Here is a 24,047-nt window from a genome sequence, read left to right on the forward strand (position 1 = left end):
GCCTCTCAGTCGGCAGTTCTCGATCGATGGTACGCCCTGTTCCCCGCCGAGGGTCCAGGCACGGGTCTCCTGCGCTGACCGTCCCCGGCAGGCTCGCGCGAGACCTCGCCCGCGGCAGCCGCCGACCCGTCTTCGTCGTCGGCTTCGAGCTCCCCGTCGGCCGGGTAGGCAGCCTGCAGCTTGCGCTCGGACTCCTCGAGCTCGAGGATCAGCGCCTTTGCCCGCCGCCAGAACCACAACCCGAGCAGGGCGTAGAAAATCACAGCGAATAGGGCAATACCCCCGAACAGCCACACCCACTTCACCTGCTGCACCCTAGCGGGCGGCGCGGCGCGCCGCACCGCCCGGTGGCCGGTCCCATACCCGCCCGGCTCCACCCCTCCGGCGCCTCACCAGGTCCCCCGTTCAGGTCGTCTCGTACGCCGCCAGAGCCTCCACGGCGTCCGCGCGGACAGCCTCGGCCAGGTCAGCCGGCTCCACGATCCTGGCCGCGCCGCCGAGGCGCAGCGCCAGGCGGCGGAGCCAGCGCGGATCGGCCACCCGCAACCGGACCCGCAGCGAACCGTCCGCGGCCTCGGTCACCTCTTCGCACGGGTAGTACTCCGAGACCCAGGCGGCCTGCGGATCCAGCTCGATCGTGGCGAGCGCATCGTCGGGCGAGGGTTGGAACAGCCCGGCGGACAGGTCACGGGGCCGGGCCTGCGGCGGGGGTGCCGCCACGGCGTCGAGCAGGTCCACGCTCGCCACCCGGTCGAGCCGGAAGAGACGGACGTCCTCGGCCCGGTGACACCAGCCCTCGAGATAGGTCCACCCGTCCGAGAGGACAAGACGCATCGGGTCGACGTCGCGCTCCGTGGTCTCGTCGCGGGTGGGCACCCAGTAGCGCAGGTGGAGGCGTCGCCGCTGTTCGAGGCCCTGTCGTACGGTGGCACGGACCTGCGGGTCCTCCCAGGTGTCCACGCGTACGGCCACCTTGTCGACCGCACCGGTCGCCTGGCCCGCGGCTTCCTCCAGTCGGGTGATCACGCGGTCGATGAGCTCGCGTTCGGTCACCTGGCCGGTCTCGCGGAGCACCCGCAACGCGACCAGCAACCCCAGCGCCTCGTCGGTGGACAGGCGCAGCGGCCGAGCGAGGAAGTCGGCGTTGGACACATGGATGACGCCCTCTCCCTCCACCGTGTCCATGTCGACCTCGATGTAGTCGCCCGGCATCATGCCCGGGAGCCCACAGAACCACAGCACACCGAGGTCGGCGACGAGTTGCTTCTCGGTGATGCCGAAAACGCGAGCCACGTCGGCGACCCGGGCGCCGGGATGGGCGAGGAGATACGGCAGCAGGGCAAGCAGCCGGCGTACCTGCTCCTTCGCTCCGCCACCGGACGAGCGGGTGGATGCGAACGTCACTGGACCACCTGGTTCCCTCGGGTCGTGCAGTGCACCTGCGTCTCGCTCATCGCGCGACCTCCACCAGCAGGCCCTTCAGATGCCGGATCACGGCCTCGCGGACGTCGGGCGGGTCCAACGCCACCACGTCGGCGGCATATCCCGCGATCTCGTCCGCCAGTGCGCCCAGGTCGTGGAACGCCACCTCGGCGACATCCCATCCCGGAGCGTCGGGAGTGATCGACGACGCCCGTCGGCGGAGCCCGTTGCCGGCACCGGAACGAACTCTGACCCGAGCCGTACGGCGATGGTCCTCAGGGGACGAGAGCCGGGCGGCCTCGGCGCGGATGTCGACGCCCTCCGGGACGCTGAACGCCCGCGGGCCACTCATGACCTGGACGGCGCCGACGATCCGGGAGAGCCGGAACATCCGGGTCGCACCGCGGTCCTGGTCGTGGCCCACGACGTACCAACGGCCTCGCCAGTTGAGAATGCCCCACGGTTCGAACAGCCGGTGCTGAGGACCGGCGGCACCTGGCCGGCGATAGTCGAACGACACCACGGTGCGCGCCTGCACGGCTCGCCACAACGGCTCGAACGCCGGCTCGCCGGCCGGTAGCCGGGGCTCCAGCGCCGCCAGCGGCGTCGTGTCGGTGTCGAGCCCATCGGCGCCGAGCTTCAGGACCGCCCTCGATGTGGCCTCCGCGAGGCTGGCGTGCTGCCAGACCCGCGCCGCCAGACCGAGGATCGCCGCCTCCTGGGCGGTGAAGGTCAGCGGCGGAAGCTCGAACTCGCTTCGCCGAATCCGGTAACCCACCTCGTCGTCGAAACCGGAGGCCACCGACCCGATCTCGATCGGGATGCCGAGGTCGCGAAGCTCTTCCTTGTCGCGCTCGAACATCTTCTCGAACGCCTCAGGCGCCTGCTCGCGGTAGTCCTCCACGAGCTGGCGGAGCTTGGCCTTGGGCACGAAGTGCCGCGAGACGAGCAGGCAGATGACAAGGTTCATCAGCCGCTCGGACTTGCGGGGCGTCATGCGCGCTCACCCCCCTTCGACGTGGCCGGCCGGCGTTCGGTGTGGGTTCCGGCCACCAACGAGCGCCGCTCGTCGAGGCCCGCCCCCACTACCGCCCAGTCGAACACATTAGCGACCACCCGGGCGACGGTACCGCACCCAGGTGATCGACAGTGGTGGGAGTGGCGGGTGAATTCGCGTGTCCTTGCCGACTTTCACCCGCGCCGGCAAGGACCGACTCTCGAAGGCCCGATCCTCGCGCTGTCCGATCGTCACGAGGCCTGGCGCCTGCGGCCTACGTGGGGCCGAGGATGTCGACAACGAAGACCACGGTGTCGGTCTTCTTCACGTCCGTGTTCTGCAGGTCACGGCCGAAGCCCTTGTCCGGGGGGACGACCAGGAGGACGCGACTACCCGCCGTCTGGCCGACAAGACCCTCGCGGAGACCGGTGACCGTGGTCTGGCCGAGCGGAAGGTTTTCGTACTGGCCGCGCTTCCAGGAGGAGTCGAACTCCTTGCCGGTGCGCCAGTTGACCGCGGTGTAGTGGAAGTTGACGGTCGTCTTCGCTTCGACCTTCGGCCCGTCGCCTGTGATGAGCGGCTGGGCGGTCAGTTTCGTCGGGGCCTTGGCACCCTTGGGCACAGTGACCGACTCCGGGACTCCCTTGTCGGTCACCTTGACGGTCGGGAGGCCTTCCGGCGGCGACACCGCCTCTCCCTTGGCCAGCGGCAGCGGCGTGTAGGCGTCCTTCACGTCGATGACGAAGACGAGCGAGTCCGTGCCCTTGATGCCGGCGTTGGGCTGGCCCTGCTGGCCGTAACCGTCCTTGGGTGGCATGGTCACGAGCACCCGGTCGCCGACCGACTTGCCGACCAGACCGTTGAAGAAGCCGTTGATCAGCCGGCCCTTCTGCAGGCCGAAGGTCACCGACTGGCCCTGCTTCCAGGACGAGTCGAACTCCTTGCTGTCACGACCGTTGACGCCCACGTAGTCGACGATCACCTCCTGGCCCTCGGTGACCTTGCTCCCCTTGCCTTCCTTGAGCACCTTCGACTGGGTCTTGGTCGTCTTGAACGGTTTCTCGAACGTCACCGAAGGTTTCTTGCCAGCGTCGCCCTCGACGCTCACGAGGTCGATGCCCTTGGGAGCGGCCTCGGGTGACGAAGCACAGGCTGCTGCCACAACGACCAGGAAGGACGTCAACACAAGAGCAAGGAAACGATGACGCACGAGTGACACCTCAAGTGGACGGAGACGGGGACGACGGACGGACAACGGCTCACCCTAGACCCCGAAACTGAGAACGGCCGGGGCACCCCGTTACGCCGGTGACAACCCGCGCAGCGGACCTGGGTCAGGCGCTGACAGATACCTACCCACCTACATGCTCTGGATAAGTTTCTCGACGCGTTCGTCAACACTGCGGAACGGGTCTTTGCACAAAACGGTGCGTTGCGCCTGATCGTTCAGCTTCAGATGCACCCAGTCGACGGTGAAGTCGCGCCGACGCTCCTGAGCGCGCTTGATGAACTCGCCACGCAGCCGCGCCCGGGTCGTCTGCGGCGGGACCGACTTCGCCTCGAACACCTCGAGGTCGCTGGTCAGCCGCGTCACCGCGCCCCGGCGTTCGAGCAGGTAGTAGAGGCCGCGGTCGCGGTGGATGTCGTGGTAGGCAAGGTCGAGTTGAGCGACCCGCGGGCTGTTGAGCGACAGCCCGTGCTTCTCGCGGTACTGGGAGATCAGGCGGTATTTCACCACCCAGTCGATCTCGCGGTCGACCAGCGTCAGGTCACCGGAGTCGACCGCCTTCAACGTGCGTTCCCACAGGTCGAGGACGCGGGTGACGGTCGGCGTGGCCAGTTCGCGGCGTTCGACGAAGTCGCGCGCCTTGGTGAAGTACTCCTCCTGGATCTCCAGGGCGCTCGCCTCACGGCCATTCGCCAGGCGGACCTTGCGACGACCGGTGATGTCGTGCGAAATCTCGCGGATCGCACGGATCGGGTTCTCCAGTGTCAGGTCGCGAAGGACCAGCCCGGATTCCACCATGCGGAGCACCAAGTCGGTGGCGCCGAGCTTCAGCAGCGTCGTCGCCTCACACATGTTGGAGTCACCGACGATCACGTGCAGCCGCCGGTAGCGCTCGGCATCGGCGTGCGGCTCGTCGCGGGTGTTGATGATCGGGCGCGACCGCGTGGTCGCCGACGAGACGCCCTCCCAGATGTGCTCAGCCCGCTGGCTGACCGCGTAGACCGCACCACGAGGAGTCTGCAGCACCTTGCCGGCGCCGCAGACGATCTGCCGAGAGACGAGGAAGGGGATCAACACGTCGGCAAGACGGGAGAACTCGCCGTGTCTGCTGACGAGGTAGTTTTCGTGGCAGCCGTAGGAATTGCCGGCCGAGTCGGTGTTGTTCTTGAAGAGGTAGACATCGCCGGCGATGCCCTCTTCGCGCAACCGACGCTCCGCATCGACCAGGAGCCCTTCGAGGATCCGCTCCCCGGCCTTGTCGTGCGTCACCAGGTCGGTGATGGAGTCACACTCGGGGGTGGCGTACTCAGGATGGCTTCCCACGTCGAGATAGAGACGTGCACCGTTGCGGAGAAAGACGTTGCTGCTCCGCCCCCACGACACCACCCGACGAAACAGGTAACGGGCGACCTCGTCGGGCGAAAGCCGGCGCTGGCCTCGAAACGTGCAGGTAACGCCGTACTCGTTCTCGAGGCCGAAGATGCGCCGATCCATGGTCACCACACTATGTCGTCGGGGCGCGTGGGGCGGCTGCTGCGCGAAGTCCGCCCGGTCACGATGCGGCTACGGGCCGGCGTTGCCACCACCGCCTCCACCGGTGGGTGGCTCGTCGGAGGGAGGCACTGTTCCGCCACCTTGATCAGAGCTGGCGCCGCCGGTCTCGGTTCCCTGCCCGGACGCGGTGTCTGACGCGCCGTTACCTGTGGACCCGGTCGTTGGACGGGCCGCGAGAAGGCGCTCGAGCGCGGGTCCGACCAGCCGCCGGAACTTCCGCTTCTGGGGACGGGCGCGATCGAGGACGGCCACCTCGAGCTGGTTGGCGTCGAGTGTGCGCGGGCCGTCGCCGTCGTGACCGAGGGCGTCGACCCCGACCGCCAGGGCAGCCCCGAGCGACGCCCCGGGCTGGTAGTGCTGCTCGAGATAGGCGCCGATCTGCTCGGCGGAACCGCCCATGACGGCATAGCCGTGCTCGTCGTCGACGGACCCGTCGTAGGTGAGGCGGTAGATCTGGTCACCCTCGGCAGACTCACCGACCTCGGCGACGAACAGCTCCACTTCGTAGGGCTTCTCGCCGACGCTGGAGAAGATCCCGCCGAGGACCTGCGCGTAGAAGTTCGCGAGCCCCCGCGCGGTGACGTCGCGCCGGTCGTAGGTGTAGCCGCGGACGTCGGCACTGCGCAGACCGGCGACGCGGAGGTTCTCGAACTCGTTGTAACGCCCCACCGCGGCGAACGCGATCCGGTCGTAGATCTCGCTGATCTTGTGCAGGGCCCGGGAGCGGTTCTCGGCGACGAGGACGATCCCGTTGTCGTACTGCAGGACAGCGACACCACGACCGCGGGCGATGTTCTTCCGGGCGAAGTCCGCCCGGTCCTTCATCTGCTGTTCGGGCGAGACGTAGAACGGCATCGTCATGATGCGTCACCGCTTTCCTGCGCCTGGCGGCCGGCGACCGGCCCGTCCGGCCGGCGCGACCGGCCCTCGAGCATCCGGTCGACGTGGCCGGCGACGTCCTCGTCACTGATCCAGTCGAAGCCCTCGTCACTGACGGCGGCGACCAGGGGGTAGATCTTGCGCATGACGTCGGGCCCGCCGGTCGCCGAGTCGTCGTCGGCCGCGTCGTAGAGCGCCTCGAGGCACGCCCGGACAGCCGAGTCGCGATCAGCGTCTTCTCGGTAGAGCTTCTTCAGCGCCCCACGCGCGAACAGCGAACCGGAGCCGATCGAGTGGAAGTCCCGCTCCTTGTAGCGCCCGCCGGTGACGTCGTAGGAAAAGATCCGGCCGCTGTTCGTCTCCAGATCGAAGCCAGCGAACAACGGGACGACTGCCAGCCCCTGCATCGCCATACCGAGGTTGGAACGCAACAGCATGCCGAGCTTGTTGGCCTTTCCCTCCATCGACAGGACGGTCAACTCGAGCTTTTCGTAGTGCTCGAGCTCGACCTGGAAGAGTCGGATCAACTCCGCACCGATGCCCGCGCTGCCGGCGTAGCCGACGACGGAGTACTCATCGGCCTGGAAGACCTTCTCCGCCTCGCGAACCGCGATCAGGTTGCCCGCGGTCGCCCGCCGGTCGCCGGCCATCACGACGCCGCCGGCGTAGGACGAGGCCACGATGGTGGTGCCGTGCGGGATGTCGTCTCCGGCATGGACCTCCGGCGTGCCACCGCGGCCAGGCATGAGCTCAGGTGCGTACGAACTGAGGAAGTCGACGAACGACGAACTCCCTGGGGTCAGGAAGGCAGCAGCCAGACGCCCGGCGTCTGCTCGATCGGTGCCCACACATCTCCTTCCAGATAGAACTCGGCCCGGCGCAAGATCGCCGGGTCAGCATGAAACTTACCGAGGGCACGGCGATCGGTGCCCCCGAGGAGGCCCGATCCGTGCCGGGTGCTGTGGATGGTGTCCAGTCGCGGCGGTGCTGGCTTCGCCTCACCGCGACTGGATGACGGGTCGAGGCGACCTGAGGTGGACGCCCGGAGGAAATCCGGACAATACCCCCTATTGTCCGCCTTTCTGGACAAAAGACCTGACGAAGTCCTCGGCGTTCTCCTCGAGCACCTCGTCGATCTCGTCGAGGATCGAGTCGACATCCTCGTCGATCTGGTCCTTGCGCTCCTGGGTCGCCTCGTCTGGCTGGACTTCGGTGACGTCCTCTTCGTCGGAGGACTTTCGGGTCGTCCTGTGCTGCTGTCCGCCACTGTCTGGTGCCATGGTGACCACACCCTCCCCGAGCCGCTCCCACACCGGGCCGCGGTCGTCTGCCTACTAGGACCCTACAAGCGCATACCGACGTCAGGCAGGTACCCGGTGGACACAGATCGATACCCCTTGCCCGGATCTTGCCAGGCGTACGGGCAGATGCGCCGATGGAACCGCAAACAGCCTGCCAGCCGAGTGGCGTCGAACCGCCGGTGCCTAGCCGCCGGTGATCGCCTTGACCAGATCCTCGGCCGTACGACAACGGTCGAGCAGGTCACCCACATGGGCCTTCGTGCCACGCAACGGCTCCAGGGTGGGTACCCGCTGCAGTGACTCGTGGTCGGGCAGGTCGAAGATCACCGAGTCCCACGATGCGGCCGCTACGTGCTCGGCGTACTGCGCGAGGCAACGTCCGCGGAAATAGGCGCGGGTGTCCTCCGGAGGGTCCTGCACCGCTGCCACGATGTCGGCCTCGGTCAGGAGTCGTTCCATCCGTCCGCGCTCGACGAACCGGGGGTAGAGGCCGCGCTCGGGGCGGAGGTCGGCGTACTGCAGGTCGACCAGTTGGAGCTTGGGGTGGCTCCAGTCCAGGCCGTCGCGCTCGCGGTACTGCTGCAGGACCGACAGCTTGGCCACCCAGTCGAGCTCCCGGTCAAGCGTCATCGGGTCGGTCTCCAGCCGGGTGAGTACCGACTCCCACCGGTCGAGCACGTCGCGGGTCTGCGGGTCGGTGTCGGCACCGGTGCGGTCCTCGACGTACTTGCGGGCGTTCTCGAGGTACTCCATCTGCAGTTGGATCGCGGTGAGCTTGCGTCCGCTCTTCATGGTCAGCAGGTGCTTGAGGCTCGGGTCGTGGGAGACCTCGTGCAGCGAGGTGACCGGGTGCTCGAGGGTGAGGTCGACGGTGAGGAAGTCGTCCTCGATCATCGACAGCACCAGAGCGGTCGTGCCGGCCTTGAGGTACGTGGCGATCTCGGAGAGATTGGCGTCGCCGATGATGACGTGGAGCCGGCGGTACTTGTCGGCGTCGGCATGGGGCTCGTCGCGGGTGTTGATGATCGGCCGCTTGAGGGTCGTCTCGAGACCGACCTCGACCTCGAAGAAGTCGGCGCGCTGGCTCAGCTGGAAGCCGTGCCTGCTGCCGTCCTGGCCGAGGCCGACCCGGCCGGCGCCACACACGACCTGCCGGGTGACGAAGAACGGTGTCAGGTTGCGCACGATGTCTGCGAACGCCGTGGATCGCGACATCAGATAGTTTTCGTGGCAGCCGTAGGACGCGCCCTTGTTGTCGGTGTTGTTCTTGTACAACAGGATCGTGGTCGACAGCGGTGGCTCGGTCGCCCGGCGGGAGGCCTCGAGCATGACCCGCTCCCCCGCCTTGTCCCACAGAACGAGATCGCGGGGGTTGGTCACCTCAGGCGAGGAATACTCCGGGTGCGCGTGGTCGACATAAAGACGGGCGCCGTTGGTGAGGATCGCGTTGGCGAGGCCGACCTCCTCGTCGGTGAGCGAGCCCTCGTCGGCCAGTTCGCGCGCCAGGTCGAAGCCGCGCGCGTCGCGGAGCGGGTTCTCCTCCTCGAAGTCCCAACGCGCCCGCCGCGACCGGATGACCTTGCCGGCGTAGGCGTTGACCACCTGTGACGACGAGAGCATCGGGTTGACGGTGGGCTGGCCAGCGACCGAGATGCCGTATTCGGTCTCGATGCCCATGACCCGGTGCACGCTCATGTGTCGAGGCTACCCGGCCACAGTGCGCGACCACCGGCGCATCCGTACGCCGCCTGAAGATCGCGTCCAGTCGTTACCAGGCCCGGGACACCACTGCTGGCACTTCGCCGAATCCGAGGGGATCGGTGACGGACCGAACCGCAGACACACGTCGGGCCCGTGAGAACGCCGTGAAGCGTCCGCACAGGCCCAACGAAATGTTCGCCAGAGACTGGTCTACAGATACTGACCCGTGTTGGCGACCGTGTCGATCGAACGACCGGCCTCGGATCCTTCCTTGCCCTGGATGAGGGTACGGATGAAGACGATCCGCTCGCCCTTCTTGCCCGAGATCCGCGCCCAGTCGTCTGGGTTGGTGGTGTTGGGCAGGTCCTCGTTCTCCTTGAACTCGTCGACGCAGGCCTGCAGGAGGTGCTGGATCCGGATCCCCTTCTGCTGCAGCTCGAGGAAGTCCTTGATCGCCATCTTCTTGGCCCGGTTGACGATGTTCTCGATCATGGCGCCGGAGTTGAAGTCCTTGAAGTACAGGACCTCCTTGTCGCCGTTGGCATAGGTGACCTCGAGGAACCGGTTGTCCTCGAGTTCTGCATACATCCTTTCGACGGCACGCTGGATCATGCCCTGGGTGCAGGCCGCCGGGTTGCCACCGAACTCCCCCACGTCGTCGGGGTGCAACGGCAGCCCTGGCGTGAGGTACTTGGCGAAGATGTCGCGCGCGGCCTCTGCGTCCGGGCGTTCGATCTTGATCTTGACGTCGAGCCGGCCCGGCCGCAGGATCGCCGGGTCGATCATGTCCTCGCGGTTGGAGGCGCCGATGACGATGACGTTCTCCAGCCCCTCGACGCCGTCGATCTCGCTCAGCAGCTGCGGGACGATGGTGTTCTCCACGTCGGAGCTCACACCGGAACCGCGGGTGCGGAACAGCGAGTCCATCTCGTCGAAGAACACGATCACCGGCGTGCCTTCGCTGGCCTTCTCCCGCGCCCGTTGGAACACGAGGCGGATGTGCCGCTCGGTCTCACCGACATACTTGTTGAGCAGCTCAGGGCCCTTGATGTTGAGGAAGTAGCTCTTGCCCTCGGTCTTGGCGTCACGGACGGCCACCTGCTTGGCGAGCGAGTTGGCCACCGCCTTCGCGATGAGGGTCTTGCCGCACCCCGGCGGGCCGTAGAGCAGCACGCCCTTGGGTGCCTTGAGCTCGTGCTCCTTGAACAGGTCGGCGTGGAGGTACGGAAGCTCGACGGCATCGCGGATCTGCTCGATCTGGCCGCGGAGTCCGCCGATGTCTTCGTACTGGATGTCGGGGACCTCCTCGAGGATCAGCTCCTCGACCTCGGTCTTGGGGATGCGCTCGTAGACGTATCCGGAACGCGGCTCGAACAACAGCGAGTCGCCGGCCCGGATCGGGGTGTCGCGCAGCGGCTCGGCGAGCCGGGCGATGCGTTCGTCGTCGGTGTGACCGATGACGAGGGCGCGTTCGCCGTCCTCGAGCAGCTCCTTGAGCATGACGACCTCGCCGACCTGCTCGTAGCTGAGCGCGCGGACGACGTTGAACGACTCGTTGAGCATGACCTCCTGGCCGGGGCGCAGCTTGTCGAGGTCGATGCTGGGGCTCACCGTGACGCGGAGCTTCCGGCCACCGGTGTAGACGTCGACACTGTCGTCGTCGTTGGGGCTGATGAAGATCCCGAAGCTCGCGGGCGGCTGGGCGAGCCGGTCGACTTCTTCCTTCAGCGTGACGATCTGTTCCCGGGCCTCGCGAAGCGTCGCGGCCAGACGTTCGTTCTGGGCCGTGACGTTGGCGAGCATGGCTTGGGCCTCGGCGAGCCGCTGCTCCAGCTGGCGGCTCTCCCTCGGCTGCTCCGCGAGGCGACGCCGAAGGGCGGCAACCTCCTCCTCGAGGTAGGTAATCTGGCTGGCGAGCTCGTCCGGCGAGCGCGCCGCACGTCGGTCATCGTGTGCAGGCACGTCCCTCACCTCCCCAGTCCGGTGGCCATGGGCGTCCATGGTCCAAGTCTCGCCGGTGGCTCAACGCCGAACCACCGCGCCGACTTCATTGACCCTATATCCGGGGTGCCGACAGGTCATGCCCGTCGGGGTCTAGGTCATGATCCGATGGCGAATTGTGGCCGTTCAGCGGGTGGCGAAACACCTCTGTCACATGCCCTATGGCCGTTTGCTCCCGGGATCCACCTCAGTGCTGGTGTCGGGACCTCCCGCGTCCTCACCGGGTCGATCCTCACCGGGTCGATCCTCACCGGGTCGATCCTCACCGGGGGGCCGGGGTCCGGCGTAGTCCTCACCGTACGCCCCTGGCGCGGGACGCCGCCTCCGGCGCGGAACGGTCACGCCGGGCGCGAGACGTCGCGTGGTCACCAGGAACCCGGTGTGCCCGATCATCCGGTGGTCAGGTCGGACGGAGAGCCCCTCGACATGCCAGGTACGCAGCAGGGTCTCGCTGGCGGACGGCTCGGTGAAGCCGCCATGGGCACGCGCAGTCTCCACCACACGGGCGAGCTGCGTCGTCGTCGCGACGTAGCAACACAGCACGCCGCCGGGCCGGAGCGTGTCGGCCGCCCAGGTGAGGCACTCCCACGGGGCTACCAGGTCCAGGACGATCCGGTCGGCGGGTGGGGTGGTCGGCGCGTCGACGACGTCGCCGACGGTGAGGTCCCAGGTGGCTTGCGGCCCGCCCAGGAACCGTTCGACGTTGCGGCGGGCGATCGCGGCGAAATCCTCCCGGCGTTCGTACGACGAAACTCGCCCGTCCGGACCCACCGCCCGCAGCAGTGCGCAGGTGAGGGCACCCGAACCCGCTCCGGCCTCGATGACGCGGGCGCCTGGGAAGATGTCGGCCTGTATCAGGATCTGCGCGGCGTCCTTGGGATAGACGACCGTCGCGCCGCGGGGCATGGAGAGTACGTAGTCGGCAAGCAGGGGACGCAGCGCGAGGTAGGGCACGCCGCCGGTCGACTTCACGACGACCCCCTCGGGCTGGCCGATCAGCTCGTCCAGGGCAAGCCCTCCGCGGTGGGTGTGGAAGACCTTGCCGGGCTCCAGCGTCACGAGGTGGCGGCGACCCTTCTGGTCCTCCAGGCGCACCTGGTCGCCGGCCTCGAGGAGGCGGCCGGTGGATGCATCCGGGTCAGGCACGGCGGCCGTCTCAGGGGCCTCCGGACGGGACGAGGTCTCCGGACGGGACGAGGTCTCCGGACGGGACGAGGTCTCTGGATCGGCAGGGTCGTTCGACGGCATGGCGGGCAAGCGTAGTCAGAGCTGTGCCGGTCTCAGGCGCGGGCCAGCGCGGCGTCGACGTCGGCGGTGGACAGGACGCCGTAGATGCCCCCGTCGGGCTCGACGAGGAGGTACTCGGTCGCGGGCATGCCACCCATGGCGCGGACCAGCTCCTCGCCGCGGAGTTCCACACTGAGCACCAGCGCGGGCTCGAGCCGACGGGCGACGTCACCGATCGAGATCCACGGCCGCCGGTGCTCGGGAGTGGCGAGAACGGCGGCTTCACTGACCAGTCCGGTCGGCCTGCCTTCGCTGTCGACCACGACGAGTGAACCCGCGTGCGAGTCCTGCGCCCGCCGGATCGCCTCCGACAGCGGCAGCTCGGACGGAACCGGGACGCCGCGGCGGGCCAGATCCCGGGCATGCAGTGCGGGTAGCTTGCCGCGGATCCGCGCCGACATCAGTGCCTGGGTGGATCCGGCCCACAGGAACATCGCCAGGATGACGCTCCACACGATGGTCACCGGGTCCGGCCGTCCGCCGGCGCCCGCGAGGTAGATCCAGGGCAGGGCGAGGACGAGCACGGCGACAGCCCGCCCAGCCCAGCCGGCGACCTTGGTGCCCAGGTGCGGGCGCTTCGTCACGGCCCACACGCCGGCCCGCAGCATCCGGCCGCCGTCGAGCGGGAGGCCCGGCAGCAGGTTGAACAGCCCCACGAGCAGGTTGGCCCAGGCCAGCTGGAACAGCGCGAGCTCCAGCAACGGAGGCTCGGCCACCTGGGTCACGGCGAGCCCGAACGCACCGCCGAGAGCCAGGGAGGTCAACGGTCCCACCACGGCGACCGCGAACTCGCGCCACGGCGACTCAGGCTCCCGCTCGATCTCGGACAGGCCACCGAGGAACTGCAGGGTGATCGCCCGGACGGGGAGGCCGAACCTCTTCGCGACGAGGACGTGGGCGATCTCGTGGACCAGCACCGACGCGTAGAGCAGGACGGCGAACCCGAACGCGGCGACGAACGACCACTGGCCGAGGCCCGGCACCTGCTGGTCGATCCATGGTCGGAAGAGGAACGCGATGAGGAGCGCGACGAAGACCCAGGAAACATTGACATAGATGGGTACGCCGACGACCCGCGCGATCTGCAGCGCACCCGGGCGCCGCCGCGGCTCGCGGTCCTTGTCGCGCGAGCCCAGCTGCTGACTCACCATCGGCCCCCGTCCACTCCACCTGGTCGGCGCGTCCACGCCGGGTTGTCGGGATGACCCGCGGCCCTCTTCCCTTCATCCTGCGCCATCGGCTGACTCATGCCTGCTCTCATCGGAAGGTCAAGGCGTTCGTTTCGCGAACGAGCAGGTCGTGGCGGGATGTTCCCGGTGGTACGTTTCGCGCTGCTCGTACGCGCCACGCTATCGCTCCGGACGGCGAGCCGGCGGGGCGCATCCCGGGCGATGTCGATGGGCTGCCCTACGCTGAAGGACCATGATCGCAGGAGAGTCGAGCCCCGGACTGAGCACCGTCGCGGATACCTCGCCGAGTGTCGATACCGGCGCTGGTCCGCGCACCGCTAGCGATCCGGACCCCTCGCCGCCCCCGCTCGGCGTTTTGTCCCCTTCGCGGGCGAGCGACTTCCTCACCTGCCCGCTGCGCTACCGGTTCCGGGTGATCGACCGGATCCCGGAGCGCCCGAGCCCGGAGGCCGCCCGCGGCACCGTCGTCCATTCCGTGCTGGAGCGGTTGTTCGACCTCCCGGCGGAAAACCGCACGATCGAGCAGGCCAGCACCCTGGTCGAACCGCAGTGGTCCGCCCTTGTCGAGGCCGAACCCGACCTCGCTGAACTCTTCGGGGGTCCCGACGGCGAGATGTTGCCCGGCCGCCTCGACGAGTTCTTCACCGAGGCCCGTGGGCTGCTCGACCGCTACTTCATGCTGGAGGACCCCACCCGCCTCGAACCCGTCGAGCGCGAGATGTACGTCGAGTGCCGGCTCGAGTCCGGACTCATGCTGCGCGGATACGTCGACCGGCTCGACGAGGCGCCCGATGGCGCGTTGCGCGTGGTCGACTACAAGACAGGCAAGGCACCGGGACCGGGTTACGAGCAACGCGCGATGTTCCAGATGCGGTTCTATGCGCTGGTTTTGTGGCGGCTGCGCGGGGTCGTGCCCAGACTGCTCCAGTTGGTCTACCTGGGCAGCGGCGACGTTCTCCGGTATGCGCCGGATGAGCACGACCTGCGGGCGACCGAGCGGAAGCTGGGGGCGTTGTGGGCGGCGATCGAGCGCGCTCGCACGACCGGCGAGTGGAAGCCGAGCCCCGGCCCACTCTGCAACTGGTGCGACCACAAGGTCCGCTGTCCCGCCTGGGGAGGCACGCTTCCCCCGCTCCCGTCCACCGATGACACCGCAACCGACGCCAACGGGTCCGAGGCCCCCTCACCCCATACCTCGCTGGTCGATCTCTAAGGGCGTGGCGGTCGATCCGCGGCTAATGGACACGGTGCGTCCACCCTCGGGTGGAGGGCAGCTGTACCGATCTCGGTAGATGGGAGGAGAGGACGGGCCGACCGGGCACATACCCTCAAGACCGTGCAGTACCGCACCGGGGTCCTGGAGTGGATCCGGACTCACCCTCGCCACTTCGACGCGACCATCGCGGTCGTGCTTCTCGTGGCGAACCTCGCCGGCATGAGCAGCCGCGGCTACGCCGGCATGACCTTCCGCGAGCCGGATCTCGAAAGCTTCGTCCTCAATGTCCTGTGCGCGGCTCCGTTGGCCTTTCGCCGGCAGAGTCCGGTCCTGGTGGCGATCGTCTCGATCACGTCGTACATGGCCTTGGGATTCTTCGACTACAACTCGTTCGGCGGCTCGGTAGCGATGCCGATCGCGATCTACACCCTGGGTACGAGCGCCGCGACCGTCCCCGGGCTGGCGATCACCCTCGCCAGCGGGACTGCGTCGGTGGTCTATCTCGCGGTCAACCGCGAGCAGTTGGCAGCCGCCGGGGTCGAGCCGAACGTCTGGTACTTCGGATCCCAGTTCGTGATCACCACCGGGCTCTGGATCATCGGCCGGACCGTGCGAGCTCGCCGCCTCTATCTCAATGACCTCGAGGACCGTGCGGACCGGCTGGAACGTACGGCCACCGCAGAGCTCCGTGCGGCGCTCGCCGAGGAGCGGACCCGGATGGCGCGTGAGCTCCACGACGTCGTCGCGCATCACGTCAGCGTGATGACTGTCCAGGCCGCAGCCGCCCGTCGGATGATCGACAGATCGCCCGAACGCAGTGCCGAGGCGATGCTGGCCGTGGAGGAGACCGGCCGCGCCGCCCTCGTCGAGATGCGGCGCATCGTGGGCGCCTTGCGCAGCGTCGATGCCGATGAGGCCGCGGCGGGCGGCCAGCCCGACCTCACTCCGCAGTCGGGGGTCGCGGAGTTGGAACCGCTCGTGACTCGCGCCAAGGAGGCCGGGCTCGAGGTCGATCTCACTGTCGTCGGCGAGCCACGGCAGCTGCCGTCCGGTGTCGACCTCGCGATCTTCCGGGTGGTGCAGGAGTCCCTGACCAACACGCTCACCCATGCCGGGCCCACGCGTGCCGCGGTCCTCCTCCGCTATGAACCCGATGCGGTCGTGGTCGGGGTGACCGACGACGGTGGCAGGCGTCGGGGCGGGCAGGGGCGGGCGATACCGTCGGACCGGCCGGGACACGGCCTGGTGGGTATGCGCGAACGCGTCACCCTCAACGGAGGAACCCTGCGGACCGGGCCGCGTTCGGTCGGTGGCTTCGAAGTGCAGGCCCGACTTCCCCTGGAGGAGGCCAGCCAGTGAGCCTGCCGGAAGAACCCCGCACTGACAGCCCGACACGGGTGTTGCTGGTCGACGACCAGCCGCTGCTACGCACCGGGTTCCGGATGATTCTCGAGTCCGAGCCCGACATCGCGGTTGTCGGCGAGGCGGGTGACGGGGAGAAGGGGGTCGACGAGGCCCGCGTTCTCCAGCCTGACGTCGTGTTGATGGACATTCGGATGCCGCGGATGGACGGTGTGGAAGCGACCCGGACGATCACCGGGGCTGACCGGGCGAGCCGGGTCAAGGTGCTGATACTCACGACGTTCGACCTCGACGAGTACATCGTCGAGGGGCTGCGTGCCGGCGCCTCGGGCTTCCTGCTCAAGGACGTCCCGCCGGAGGAACTGGTGGCGGCGATCCGGATCGTGGCGCGTGGCGACGCCGTGGTCGCACCTACGGTGACACGTCGGTTGCTCGACAAGTTCGCGGAGAACATCGCCCCGGGCGACAAGCAGTCCGAAGCCCTGCTGGAGCGACTGACCGACCGCGAGCAGGGGGTGCTCCGCCTCATGTCGCGGGGAATGTCGAACGCCGAGATCGCCCACGAGCTGTACGTCTCCGAGACCACGATCAAGACCCATGTCGGGAACGTGCTGGGCAAGCTCGGCCTGCGCGACCGGGTGCAGGCCGTGGTCTTCGCGTACGAAAGTGGCCTCATCCGTCCTGGCGCCCGGTAGGCCCGCTGGACTGCTCAGGTCGACGACGACCGGCCGATTCCACGCGCTCGAAGCCGCCGCTCAGACACCGCTTCCCCGACCCAGTAAGGAACCACGCCATGACCACCCCGCACGCCTTCCCCCTGGAGCCCACCCCGATCCATGTGCCCGACAAGGTCCTCGATGACCTGCGCGCCCGTCTCACATTGACCCGGCCACCGCTGGACGAGGCGAATGAGGACTGGTCCTACGGCGTGCCGGACAGCTATCTCCGTGAGCTGGTCGCCTACTGGCGGGGCGCCTACGACTGGCGCAAGGCCGAGGCCGCCATCAACGCCTACGAGCACTACCAGGCGAGCGTCGCCGGAGTCCCAGTGCACTTCATGCGCAAGCCCGGCCGCGGCCCTCGCCCGATCCCGTTGATTCTCACCCACGGCTGGCCGTGGACGTTCTGGCACTGGTCGAAGGTGATCGACCCGCTCGCCGATCCGGCCGCGTTCGGCGGTGACCCCGCCGATGCGTTCGATGTCATCGTGCCGTCCCTGCCCGGCTTCGGTTTCCCGGGGCCGCTCACCGGCTTTCCGGACGTCAACTTCTGGAAGGTCTCCGACCTCTGGCACACCCTGATGACCGTGACCCTGGGATATGAGAAGTACGCCGCCGGGGGCTGCGACATCGGCGGGATCGTCTCCAGCCAACTCGGCCACAAGTACGCCGACGAGCTGTACGGCATCCACATCGGCTCCGGGCTGCCGCTCGACTTCTTCACCGGCGCCCGCGCCTGGGACTTCGCCCGGAACCGGCCCCTCACCGACGACCAGCCCGCCGACGTCCGCGCCCGCATCATCGAGCTGGACCACCGCTTCGCGTCCCACCTCGCCGTGCACATGCTCGACGGCGCGACCCTGGCCCACGGGCTCAGCGACTCACCCGCCGGACTGCTCGCCTGGCTGCTGGAGCGCTGGAACGCCTGGAGCGACAACGGCGGCGACGTCGAGTCCGTCTTCACCAAGGACGACCTGCTCACCCACGCCACGATCTACTGGGTGAACAACTCCATCGCCACGTCGATGCGTTACTACGCCAATGCCAACCGCTATCCCTGGACCCCCGCCCACGACCGCACCCCGGTCGTGCAGGCCCCGGTCGGCCTCACCTTCGTCACGTACGAGAACCCGCCCGGCATCCACACCGCCACCGAGCGCGTCCGGGCATTCAAGACCGGCCTGCAAGCCGATTGGTTCAACCACGTCAACGTCAACGCCCACGAGCACGGCGGCCACTTCATCCCCTGGGAGAACCCCGAGGCATGGGTGAGCGACCTGCGCCGCACCTTCCACGGCCGCAGGCCCTGAACGACCCTGCGGGCTGTCTGGTTCGCCTTCGCCTCGGCTTCCCCCCGACCTACTTTGCGGCTGGTGTCTGAGCTAGGACTCCCGGGCCGGCACCGGGTGGCCGCGGCGGAGCACGGCGAGAACCACCAGCGGCGTGGTGGCGAGCAGCCCTGCGAGCACCGCGAGGACGGAGTAGCCGCCGCCGGCGAAGATCGCGCCAGCGGACAGGCTCGCGAAGGCCCCTGACCCCCACACGATGGCGTCGACGAGTCCCTGCAGTTGGGTCCGCACGTCGTCGGGGAGGTCGCGACTCAGCAGCGCACTCCCGCCGACGAAACAGAGGTTCCAGCCGTACCCCAGCAGGAACAACGCGAGTGGGAGTCCGACCGTGTGTGACGTCGGCGCAGCTGTCGCCAGGGCGGCCGATGCGATGAGCACTCCCGCACCACTGGAGATCGTCATCCGGCCGCCGAGGCGGTCGGCGAGCCGGCCGGACAGTGGCGAGAGGGCGAACATCCCGACCAGATGGGCCGACAGGACCCAGCCGACCACGCCCAGGCCGTGTCCGTGTTCGTGGAGTTGCAGCGGGGTCATGGTCATCACCGCCACCATGGCGAGCTGCGCGGCCACCATCCCGCTCAGCGCGATCCTGACGGTCGGCAGCCGGAGCGCCCGGCCGATGCCGCGCTCGAAGAGTCGCGTTGCGCCCTGCGGTCGCTGCGGTCGCGACCGCGGAAGCATGAGGTTGACCGCCGCGGCGACGCCCGTCGCCAGCATGGCCAGCAGATAGGTCCCCGTGTACGGCGGGAGCCCGGCCCGCTCGGAGAGTCCCGCGGCCGGAGCGATCATGCTCGGCCCCAGGACGGCACCGATCGTTCCGCCCCAGACAACCAGGCTCAGGACGAAGCCCTTTCGATCGGGTGGGTAGAAGTCCGCCGCGGCGTACCGGGAGAGTTGGGCGCTGCTGTTGCCGACACCGAGGAGAACGATGCCGACGGCGAGCAGCAGCACGCCACCACGAAGGACAGCGACCGTGGCGAGCGCGCCACCGAACGCGGCGAGGACATAGCCCAGGAGGACCCCGGCACGCCGGCCGCGGTTGCGCATCAGGGTCGCCGAGCCCAACGCACCGAGCGCGGTCCCCAGCACGCCGGCGGCGGTGGGCACTCCGCTCCAGGCGCGACCAGCGATGTCCGACGCAATCAGTGTGGCGACGGCACTCGCCGGGACCAGCGCGATGTTCATCAGCGCGACTCCGACGATCAGCGCCCCGGTCGCACGTCGGCGGGAACCGACCGTGATGACGGACGGAGCTGAGCTCTGGGTCTGGGCCATGGTCTCGAATGCTAACCAGGCCCACCCACACCGCTCAGAACGTCGTTGGCGGGTTCACGAGTGAGGACGGCCGTCAGCAGAGTAGATCACCACCGGACCGCCCCGGCCTGACCGACGCCGCGCAGGATGTTCCTCCGGGATCAGTACAGGTGGCACGCCACCTCGACGTCCCCCGCTGGACGCAGGTGCGGGTCCTCGCCGGGGTGGAAGTCCACGGCCAGCGTGCCCTCATCCGCCTCGACCCGCGCGACGCCCCGCCACAGCGGCTCCTCCGGATCGTTCGCCCGAACGCGTTCCACCAGGGCCGTCAGGTCGGCCTGTCCACGACCCCGCCCGGGGGTGAGACGCGCCCGATGCGCGGCGATCTCCAGGCTGTCGAGGTTGCCGATCGCCGCGCGCTCGGCGGTGTAGGTCTCCTCGTCGAGGCCCAGCCAGTGCTGTTCGAGCAGTGCCCGCAGGTCGCGGGTCTCCCAGCCACACTTCTCGAACGCCACCGGGCACCGCGGATGGAACGCACAACCGAGCGGCGGCGCCGCGGCGTCGGGGATCTCGCCCCGGGGAAGGTCGCGGGGGATGGACTGGCTCGGGTCAGGTTCGGGGACCGCGCGGAGTAGCGCCTTGGTGTAGGGATGTTTCGGATCGGCGAAGATCTCCTCGACCGCGCCGATCTCGACGATCCGGCCGAGGTACATGATCGCCACCCGGTCACAGAAGAACTTCGCTGTCGCCAGGTCGTGGGTGATGTAGACGTAGGTGAGGTCGAGGTCTCGCTTGAGGTCGAGCATCAGCTCGAGAATCTTCGCGCGCACACTCATGTCGAGCATCGAGACCGGCTCGTCGGCGACGAGCAACTCGGGACCGAGGATGATGGCACGGGCCAGGACGGCTCGCTGTTTCTGACCACCAGACAGGTCGCTCGGGTACTTGTCGAGGAACCTCTCGACGGGTGCGAGCCCGACGCGTTCGAGAGCCTCGACCACCTTCGCCCGACGTTCGCTCCGGGATGCCGCGAGCCGGTGGATCTGCAGCGGGTGCCCCACCGCGGTCTCGATGTCCATCGAGGGGTTCAACGCCGCACCCGGGTCCTGGAACACCATCTGCAGCTGCCGCCGCATCGGGCGGAGCTGACGTTCGGACAACCTGCCGAGCTCACGGTCGCGGTAGTGGATCTCTCCCCCGGTGGGACGAACCAGCCCGAGTAGCGCTCGGCCGAGCGTCGTCTTGCCGCTGCCGGACTCTCCCACCAGGCCGAGCACCTCGCCCTTGTGGAGTTGGAACGTCACACCGTCGACGGCCCTGACCACACCGGAGCCCGCGCCGACGAGCCGGCCGAGCGAGCTGCCCCGCAGGTCGTAGTGGACCTCGAGGTCGCGGACGTCGAGCATCGTCCCGCCGCCGGCCGGGGGAGCAGGCAGGCGAGGTGCGTCAGGCTTCGTCGGCAACGCTGATCTCCTCCCGCACCAGGGGTTGGGTCCCGCCGTCCGGCACCTTCTCGGCCGGTCCGTGCAGCCAGCACGCGACTCTCGAGCCCACCGGCGTACGCACCTCCTCGGGGTCCTGGTCCCGGCACACCCGCATGGCGTCGGGGCAGCGCGGATGGAACCGGCAGCCCGTCGGTGGATCCACGCAGTCCGGCGGCGCACCGGGAATGTAGTGCAGTCCGGTTGTACGCAGGGAGATCGTCGAACGCAGGAGCTCCCGGGTGTAGGGATGCCGTGGCGTGGTGAACACCTCCCGGGCGTCGCCCTCCTCGGCCAACTTGCCGGCGTACATCACGGCAACGCGGTCGCACGCCTCGGCGACGATGCCGAGGTTGTGGGTGATGAGCAGCAGCGCGGTGTCGAAGTTGCGGCGCAGGTCGGCGAGGATTCCGATGATCTGTGCCTCGACGAGGACGTCGAGTGCGGTGGTCGGCTCGTCGGCGACCACGAAGGCCGGGCGCAGGACCAGTGCCAGGGCGATCATGATCCGTTGCCGCATCCCGCCGGAGAACTCGTGCGGGTAGGAGCGGTAGCGCGTCGGCGGGATGCCCATCCGGCGCAGCGTGTCGATCGACCGCTTCCGGATCTCGTCGCGGCTGATCCGCGGGGCGTGGGTTCGCAGGGTCTCCTCGAAATGCTCCGATATCCGCATCAGGGGGTTCAGTCGGGTCAGCGGCTCCTGGAAGATCATGCCGAGCTCGGGCCCGCGCAGGCTTTCCAGCTCGCGACGTCCGGTCGTCAGCAGGTCCTGCCCGCGGAACCGGATCTCGCCGTCGCAGGCGGCACTCTCGGGGAGCAGGCCGAGCAGCGCCCGGCCGATCGTCGACTTGCCGCAGCCGGACTCGCCGACGAGCCCGAGCGTCTCCCCCGGCCGCAGGTCGAAGGACACTCCGTCGACGGCCCGCACCGGGCCACGGTCTGTGCCGTACCACACCCGCATGTCGCGGACATCGAGCACGGGTTCGGCGCCACCACCTGTCGCCGTCACGCCGCGCCTCCCTTCCTCGCGTCCGCGTTGGACGGCTTCTCTCCTGCCCCAAGCCGCGGGGGCAGGACCACGGGAAGCAGGCGCCGGACGCGAAGCGTCGGGTTCAGTGTCTCGTTCAGCCCTTCGCCGACCAGTGTGAGTGCCATGACGAGAAGAACGATCGCCATACCTGGGAAGACCGCCGTCCACCAGATTCCTGACGTCGCGTCGTCGATGGCGCGGTTGAGGTCGTAGCCCCACTCGGCGGCCTCGGTCGGTTGGATGCCGTAACCCAGGAATCCCAACGCGGCAAGGGTTCCCACCGCGTCCGCGGCATTGAGAGTCGCGATGACGGGAACGCTCTGCACGACGTTGGTGAACAGGTAGCGGGACATGATGACGTGCGGCGGTGCGCCCAGTGCCCTGGCTGCTTCCACGTAGGTCGCCTGTTTGGCACTCACCGTGCTGTTGCGTACGACCCGGAAGTACTGCGGGATGTAGACGGCAGTGATGGCGACGGCCGCGGTGGTCACTCCCCCGCCGAGCTTGTCCGCGAGCAGGAACGCCACGACGATCGCCAGCAGGAGGTACGGGAAACAGAACAGCGCGTCCATCACCAGGACGAGGATCCGGTCGAGCCAGCCGCCGACGAAACCGGACACCAGTCCGAGCACCACCCCGATGGCGATCGTCAACACCAGCGAGAGGACGACGACCTTCAGCTCCGTCCGGGCGCCCCACACGACGCGGGAGAACACGTCGAACGTCTGGACGCTCGTGCCGAACCAGTGCTCACCCGACGGCGCCTCCTGCTTGGGGAACCGTTCCCCGTCGGTGCCCGCCACCTGATCGAACCGGAACGGTGCGATCAGCGGCGCGAACGCCGCCAGCACCACCATCAGGCCGGTGACGAAGGTCCCGGCGACCAACATGCCGCGGGCGATTCCCGCCGACTGGCGGTAGGGGGTCGCGATGACGAACGCGGTCCGGGACAGCAGGTTCCGCCGTCCACCGGAGCCACGTAGTGGCTCGCCTGCCTGCACGGTAGGGGTGATGGCCATCGGCTCAGTACCTCACCCTCGGGTCGATGAACGCGTTGACGACATCGATGACGACGCTGATCCCCACCACCAGCAAGGCGAAGACGGTCATGATGCCCTGGACGGCGACGTAGTCGCGGGCGTTGATGTAGCGGACCAGCTCCGAGCCGATCCCAGGCCAGCTGAACGTCGTTTCGGTGAGGATCGCCCCACCGAGCAGCAGCGCGACCTGCAGCCCGAGGACGGTGATGAAGGGCACCATCGCATTGCGGAACGCATGGTGGAGGACGACCCGCCGCTCCGCGATGCCACGTGCCCGCGCCGCCTCCACGTAGTCGTCGCGCAGCGTCTGCGCGACATTGACCCGGATCAGGCGTACGAAGACACCCATCAGCAGAAGTCCGAGCGTCACGGCCGGTAAGACGATGTGGAGGAGCCCGTCGACGAACGCCTCCGAGTCACCGGCCAGGGCCGCGTCGAGGAGGAAGATGTTCGTCACCGGTTCGATCGTCGCCTGTGCCAGCGGACCGGCCTGGCGCCCGGACGGCAACAACCCCAGCTGCCCCGTGAACACGATGATGGCGACGATCCCGACGAAGAACACCGGTGCGGCATAGGTGAGGATCCCGAAGAGGCGGATCACCACGTCCAGCCAGGAGTTCCGATAGCGGGCGGCCAGCAGGCCGAGCGGGATGCCGACCACGAGCGCGAAGAGTACGGCCGCGACGGTGAGGCTCAACGTGGCCGCGCCGTTGATCAGCAGGATGGTGCTGACGGCCCGATTGTCGCTCACCGTCGTGCCGAAGTCGCCTCGCAGGACCTGGCTGATGTAGTCGGCGTACTGGACGATGAGCGGCCGGTCGTATCCGGCGGCTTCACGACGGCGGGCAAGCTCCTCAGGAGGGAGGCGACCACCCAACGCCGCCGAGATCGGGTCGCCTGGCGCCACCCGCAACAGCAGGAACACCATCGTCAACAGCACCAGCACGTTGGGGACCACCAGGAGCAGGCGTACGACGAGGTAGTTCCGCAGGGAGCCCGATCGGGCCGCCATCGTCATGCCACCTTTCTCGTCAGC

The 24,047-nt window shown here is 68.3% G+C and carries 22 protein-coding genes; 4 read left to right on the forward strand and 18 right to left on the reverse strand.

The genetic code is table 11. The annotated features are described in order from the left end of the window. Nucleotides 1-5: 5 nt before the first annotated feature. The 13 genes from ABN028_RS22285 to ABN028_RS22345 form a co-directional block, all read right to left on the reverse strand. On the reverse strand, nucleotides 6-263 hold the full coding sequence (locus ABN028_RS22285; RefSeq protein WP_349697968.1) for a hypothetical protein: 258 nt from the start codon (nucleotides 261-263) through the stop codon (nucleotides 6-8). 142 nt (nucleotides 264-405) lie between these two features. Further along, entirely contained in the window at nucleotides 406-1,404 is a 999-nt protein-coding gene (locus ABN028_RS22290; protein ID WP_349697969.1) for a helix-turn-helix transcriptional regulator, read from the reverse strand. A gap of 46 nt (nucleotides 1,405-1,450) precedes the next feature. Then, nucleotides 1,451-2,419 (reverse strand): helix-turn-helix transcriptional regulator, encoded by a 969-nt coding sequence (locus ABN028_RS22295; RefSeq protein WP_349328549.1) that lies wholly within the window; start codon nucleotides 2,417-2,419, stop codon nucleotides 1,451-1,453. Further along, on the reverse strand, nucleotides 2,416-2,538 hold the full coding sequence (locus ABN028_RS22300; protein WP_349328548.1) for a hypothetical protein: 123 nt from the start codon (nucleotides 2,536-2,538) through the stop codon (nucleotides 2,416-2,418). Before ABN028_RS22300 ends, ABN028_RS22295 begins: the two co-directional genes overlap by 4 nt. Nucleotides 2,539-2,693: 155 nt before the next feature. Beyond that, a complete protein-coding gene (locus ABN028_RS22305) occupies nucleotides 2,694-3,629 on the reverse strand; it encodes an FKBP-type peptidyl-prolyl cis-trans isomerase (RefSeq protein WP_349328547.1) in 936 nt (311 codons plus the stop codon). A gap of 150 nt (nucleotides 3,630-3,779) precedes the next feature. Then, nucleotides 3,780-5,141, reverse strand: coding sequence for a Pup--protein ligase (gene pafA, locus ABN028_RS22310; RefSeq protein ID WP_349328546.1), 1,362 nt, complete (start codon nucleotides 5,139-5,141; stop codon nucleotides 3,780-3,782). A 69-nt stretch (nucleotides 5,142-5,210) separates the two neighbouring features. After that, nucleotides 5,211-6,062 (reverse strand): proteasome subunit alpha, encoded by an 852-nt coding sequence (gene prcA / locus ABN028_RS22315; RefSeq protein ID WP_349697970.1) that lies wholly within the window; start codon nucleotides 6,060-6,062, stop codon nucleotides 5,211-5,213. Beyond that, complete coding sequence (gene prcB, locus ABN028_RS22320; protein ID WP_349328544.1) at nucleotides 6,059-6,928, reverse strand: proteasome subunit beta; 870 nt, start codon at nucleotides 6,926-6,928, stop codon at nucleotides 6,059-6,061. The genes prcA and prcB overlap by 4 nt, the downstream gene beginning before the upstream one ends. Before the next feature lie 219 nt (nucleotides 6,929-7,147). Continuing rightward, the gene (locus ABN028_RS22325) at nucleotides 7,148-7,360 is read right to left on the reverse strand and encodes a ubiquitin-like protein Pup (RefSeq protein WP_349328543.1); all 213 of its coding nucleotides are present in this window, start codon (nucleotides 7,358-7,360) and stop codon (nucleotides 7,148-7,150) included. 204 nt (nucleotides 7,361-7,564) lie between these two features. Continuing rightward, entirely contained in the window at nucleotides 7,565-9,076 is a 1,512-nt protein-coding gene (gene dop / locus ABN028_RS22330; protein WP_349328542.1) for a depupylase/deamidase Dop, read from the reverse strand. Between the two features lie 216 nt (nucleotides 9,077-9,292). Then, the gene (arc, locus tag ABN028_RS22335) at nucleotides 9,293-11,044 is read right to left on the reverse strand and encodes a proteasome ATPase (protein ID WP_349328541.1); all 1,752 of its coding nucleotides are present in this window, start codon (nucleotides 11,042-11,044) and stop codon (nucleotides 9,293-9,295) included. Between the two features lie 198 nt (nucleotides 11,045-11,242). Beyond that, a complete protein-coding gene (locus ABN028_RS22340) occupies nucleotides 11,243-12,331 on the reverse strand; it encodes a tRNA (adenine-N1)-methyltransferase (protein WP_349697971.1) in 1,089 nt (362 codons plus the stop codon). Nucleotides 12,332-12,363: 32 nt separating this feature from the next. Next, nucleotides 12,364-13,521 carry a site-2 protease family protein gene (locus ABN028_RS22345; protein WP_349328539.1) on the reverse strand — a complete coding sequence of 386 codons (1,158 nt, stop codon included), beginning with the start codon at nucleotides 13,519-13,521 and terminating at the stop codon, nucleotides 12,364-12,366. 271 nt (nucleotides 13,522-13,792) lie between these two features. On the opposite strand from ABN028_RS22345, the gene ABN028_RS22350 reads away from it, so the two are divergent. The 4 genes from ABN028_RS22350 to ABN028_RS22365 all read left to right on the forward strand — a co-directional run bounded on the left by ABN028_RS22350 (nucleotide 13,793) and on the right by ABN028_RS22365 (nucleotide 18,167). Continuing rightward, nucleotides 13,793-14,773, forward strand: coding sequence for a RecB family exonuclease (locus ABN028_RS22350; protein ID WP_349697972.1), 981 nt, complete (start codon nucleotides 13,793-13,795; stop codon nucleotides 14,771-14,773). A gap of 123 nt (nucleotides 14,774-14,896) precedes the next feature. Beyond that, the gene (locus ABN028_RS22355; RefSeq protein WP_349697973.1) at nucleotides 14,897-16,135 is read left to right on the forward strand and encodes a sensor histidine kinase; all 1,239 of its coding nucleotides are present in this window, start codon (nucleotides 14,897-14,899) and stop codon (nucleotides 16,133-16,135) included. Next, the gene (locus ABN028_RS22360) at nucleotides 16,132-16,833 is read left to right on the forward strand and encodes a response regulator (protein WP_349328536.1); all 702 of its coding nucleotides are present in this window, start codon (nucleotides 16,132-16,134) and stop codon (nucleotides 16,831-16,833) included. The genes ABN028_RS22355 and ABN028_RS22360 overlap by 4 nt, the downstream gene beginning before the upstream one ends. A gap of 98 nt (nucleotides 16,834-16,931) precedes the next feature. Then, nucleotides 16,932-18,167 carry an epoxide hydrolase family protein gene (locus ABN028_RS22365; RefSeq protein WP_349697974.1) on the forward strand — a complete coding sequence of 412 codons (1,236 nt, stop codon included), beginning with the start codon at nucleotides 16,932-16,934 and terminating at the stop codon, nucleotides 18,165-18,167. Between the two features lie 72 nt (nucleotides 18,168-18,239). Here the strand turns inward: ABN028_RS22365 and ABN028_RS22370 are convergent, their stop codons facing one another. The 5 genes from ABN028_RS22370 to ABN028_RS22390 all read right to left on the reverse strand — a co-directional run bounded on the left by ABN028_RS22370 (nucleotide 18,240) and on the right by ABN028_RS22390 (nucleotide 24,023). Next, nucleotides 18,240-19,481: an MFS transporter gene (locus ABN028_RS22370; protein WP_349328534.1), complete on the reverse strand. Its 1,242-nt coding sequence runs from the start codon at nucleotides 19,479-19,481 to the stop codon at nucleotides 18,240-18,242. A 140-nt stretch (nucleotides 19,482-19,621) separates the two neighbouring features. Beyond that, the gene (locus ABN028_RS22375) at nucleotides 19,622-20,923 is read right to left on the reverse strand and encodes an ABC transporter ATP-binding protein (protein ID WP_349697975.1); all 1,302 of its coding nucleotides are present in this window, start codon (nucleotides 20,921-20,923) and stop codon (nucleotides 19,622-19,624) included. Then, nucleotides 20,907-21,950: an ABC transporter ATP-binding protein gene (locus tag ABN028_RS22380; protein ID WP_349697976.1), complete on the reverse strand. Its 1,044-nt coding sequence runs from the start codon at nucleotides 21,948-21,950 to the stop codon at nucleotides 20,907-20,909. The genes ABN028_RS22375 and ABN028_RS22380 overlap by 17 nt, the downstream gene beginning before the upstream one ends. Beyond that, complete coding sequence (locus tag ABN028_RS22385; RefSeq protein WP_349697977.1) at nucleotides 21,947-22,990, reverse strand: ABC transporter permease; 1,044 nt, start codon at nucleotides 22,988-22,990, stop codon at nucleotides 21,947-21,949. Before ABN028_RS22385 ends, ABN028_RS22380 begins: the two co-directional genes overlap by 4 nt. Nucleotides 22,991-22,994: 4 nt before the next feature. Beyond that, entirely contained in the window at nucleotides 22,995-24,023 is a 1,029-nt protein-coding gene (locus ABN028_RS22390; RefSeq protein ID WP_349328530.1) for an ABC transporter permease, read from the reverse strand. Between the last annotated feature and the right edge of the window lie 24 nt (nucleotides 24,024-24,047).

The sequence above is a fragment of the Actinopolymorpha sp. B17G11 genome, assembly GCF_040196095.1.
Classification (GTDB): Bacteria; Actinomycetota; Actinomycetes; order Propionibacteriales; family Actinopolymorphaceae; genus Thermasporomyces.

What these genes read in the sequence shown, in the direction of transcription:
- ABN028_RS22385 (WP_349697977.1), bottom strand. Translation starts at nt 22,990, where the DNA reads ATGGCCATCACCCCTACCGTGCAGGCAGGCGAGCCACTACGTGGCTCC.
- ABN028_RS22365 (WP_349697974.1), top strand. Translation starts at nt 16,932, where the DNA reads ATGACCACCCCGCACGCCTTCCCCCTGGAGCCCACCCCGATCCATGTG.
- ABN028_RS22340 (WP_349697971.1), bottom strand. Translation starts at nt 12,331, where the DNA reads ATGCCGTCGAACGACCCTGCCGATCCAGAGACCTCGTCCCGTCCGGAG.
- dop (WP_349328542.1), bottom strand. Translation starts at nt 9,076, where the DNA reads ATGAGCGTGCACCGGGTCATGGGCATCGAGACCGAATACGGCATCTCG.
- pafA (WP_349328546.1), bottom strand. Translation starts at nt 5,141, where the DNA reads ATGGATCGGCGCATCTTCGGCCTCGAGAACGAGTACGGCGTTACCTGC.
- ABN028_RS22325 (WP_349328543.1), bottom strand. Translation starts at nt 7,360, where the DNA reads ATGGCACCAGACAGTGGCGGACAGCAGCACAGGACGACCCGAAAGTCC.
- ABN028_RS22345 (WP_349328539.1), bottom strand. Translation starts at nt 13,521, where the DNA reads ATGGTGAGTCAGCAGCTGGGCTCGCGCGACAAGGACCGCGAGCCGCGG.
- ABN028_RS22390 (WP_349328530.1), bottom strand. Translation starts at nt 24,023, where the DNA reads ATGGCGGCCCGATCGGGCTCCCTGCGGAACTACCTCGTCGTACGCCTG.
- ABN028_RS22370 (WP_349328534.1), bottom strand. Translation starts at nt 19,481, where the DNA reads ATGGCCCAGACCCAGAGCTCAGCTCCGTCCGTCATCACGGTCGGTTCC.
- prcA (WP_349697970.1), bottom strand. Translation starts at nt 6,062, where the DNA reads ATGACGATGCCGTTCTACGTCTCGCCCGAACAGCAGATGAAGGACCGG.
- ABN028_RS22295 (WP_349328549.1), bottom strand. Translation starts at nt 2,419, where the DNA reads ATGACGCCCCGCAAGTCCGAGCGGCTGATGAACCTTGTCATCTGCCTG.
- ABN028_RS22350 (WP_349697972.1), top strand. Translation starts at nt 13,793, where the DNA reads ATGATCGCAGGAGAGTCGAGCCCCGGACTGAGCACCGTCGCGGATACC.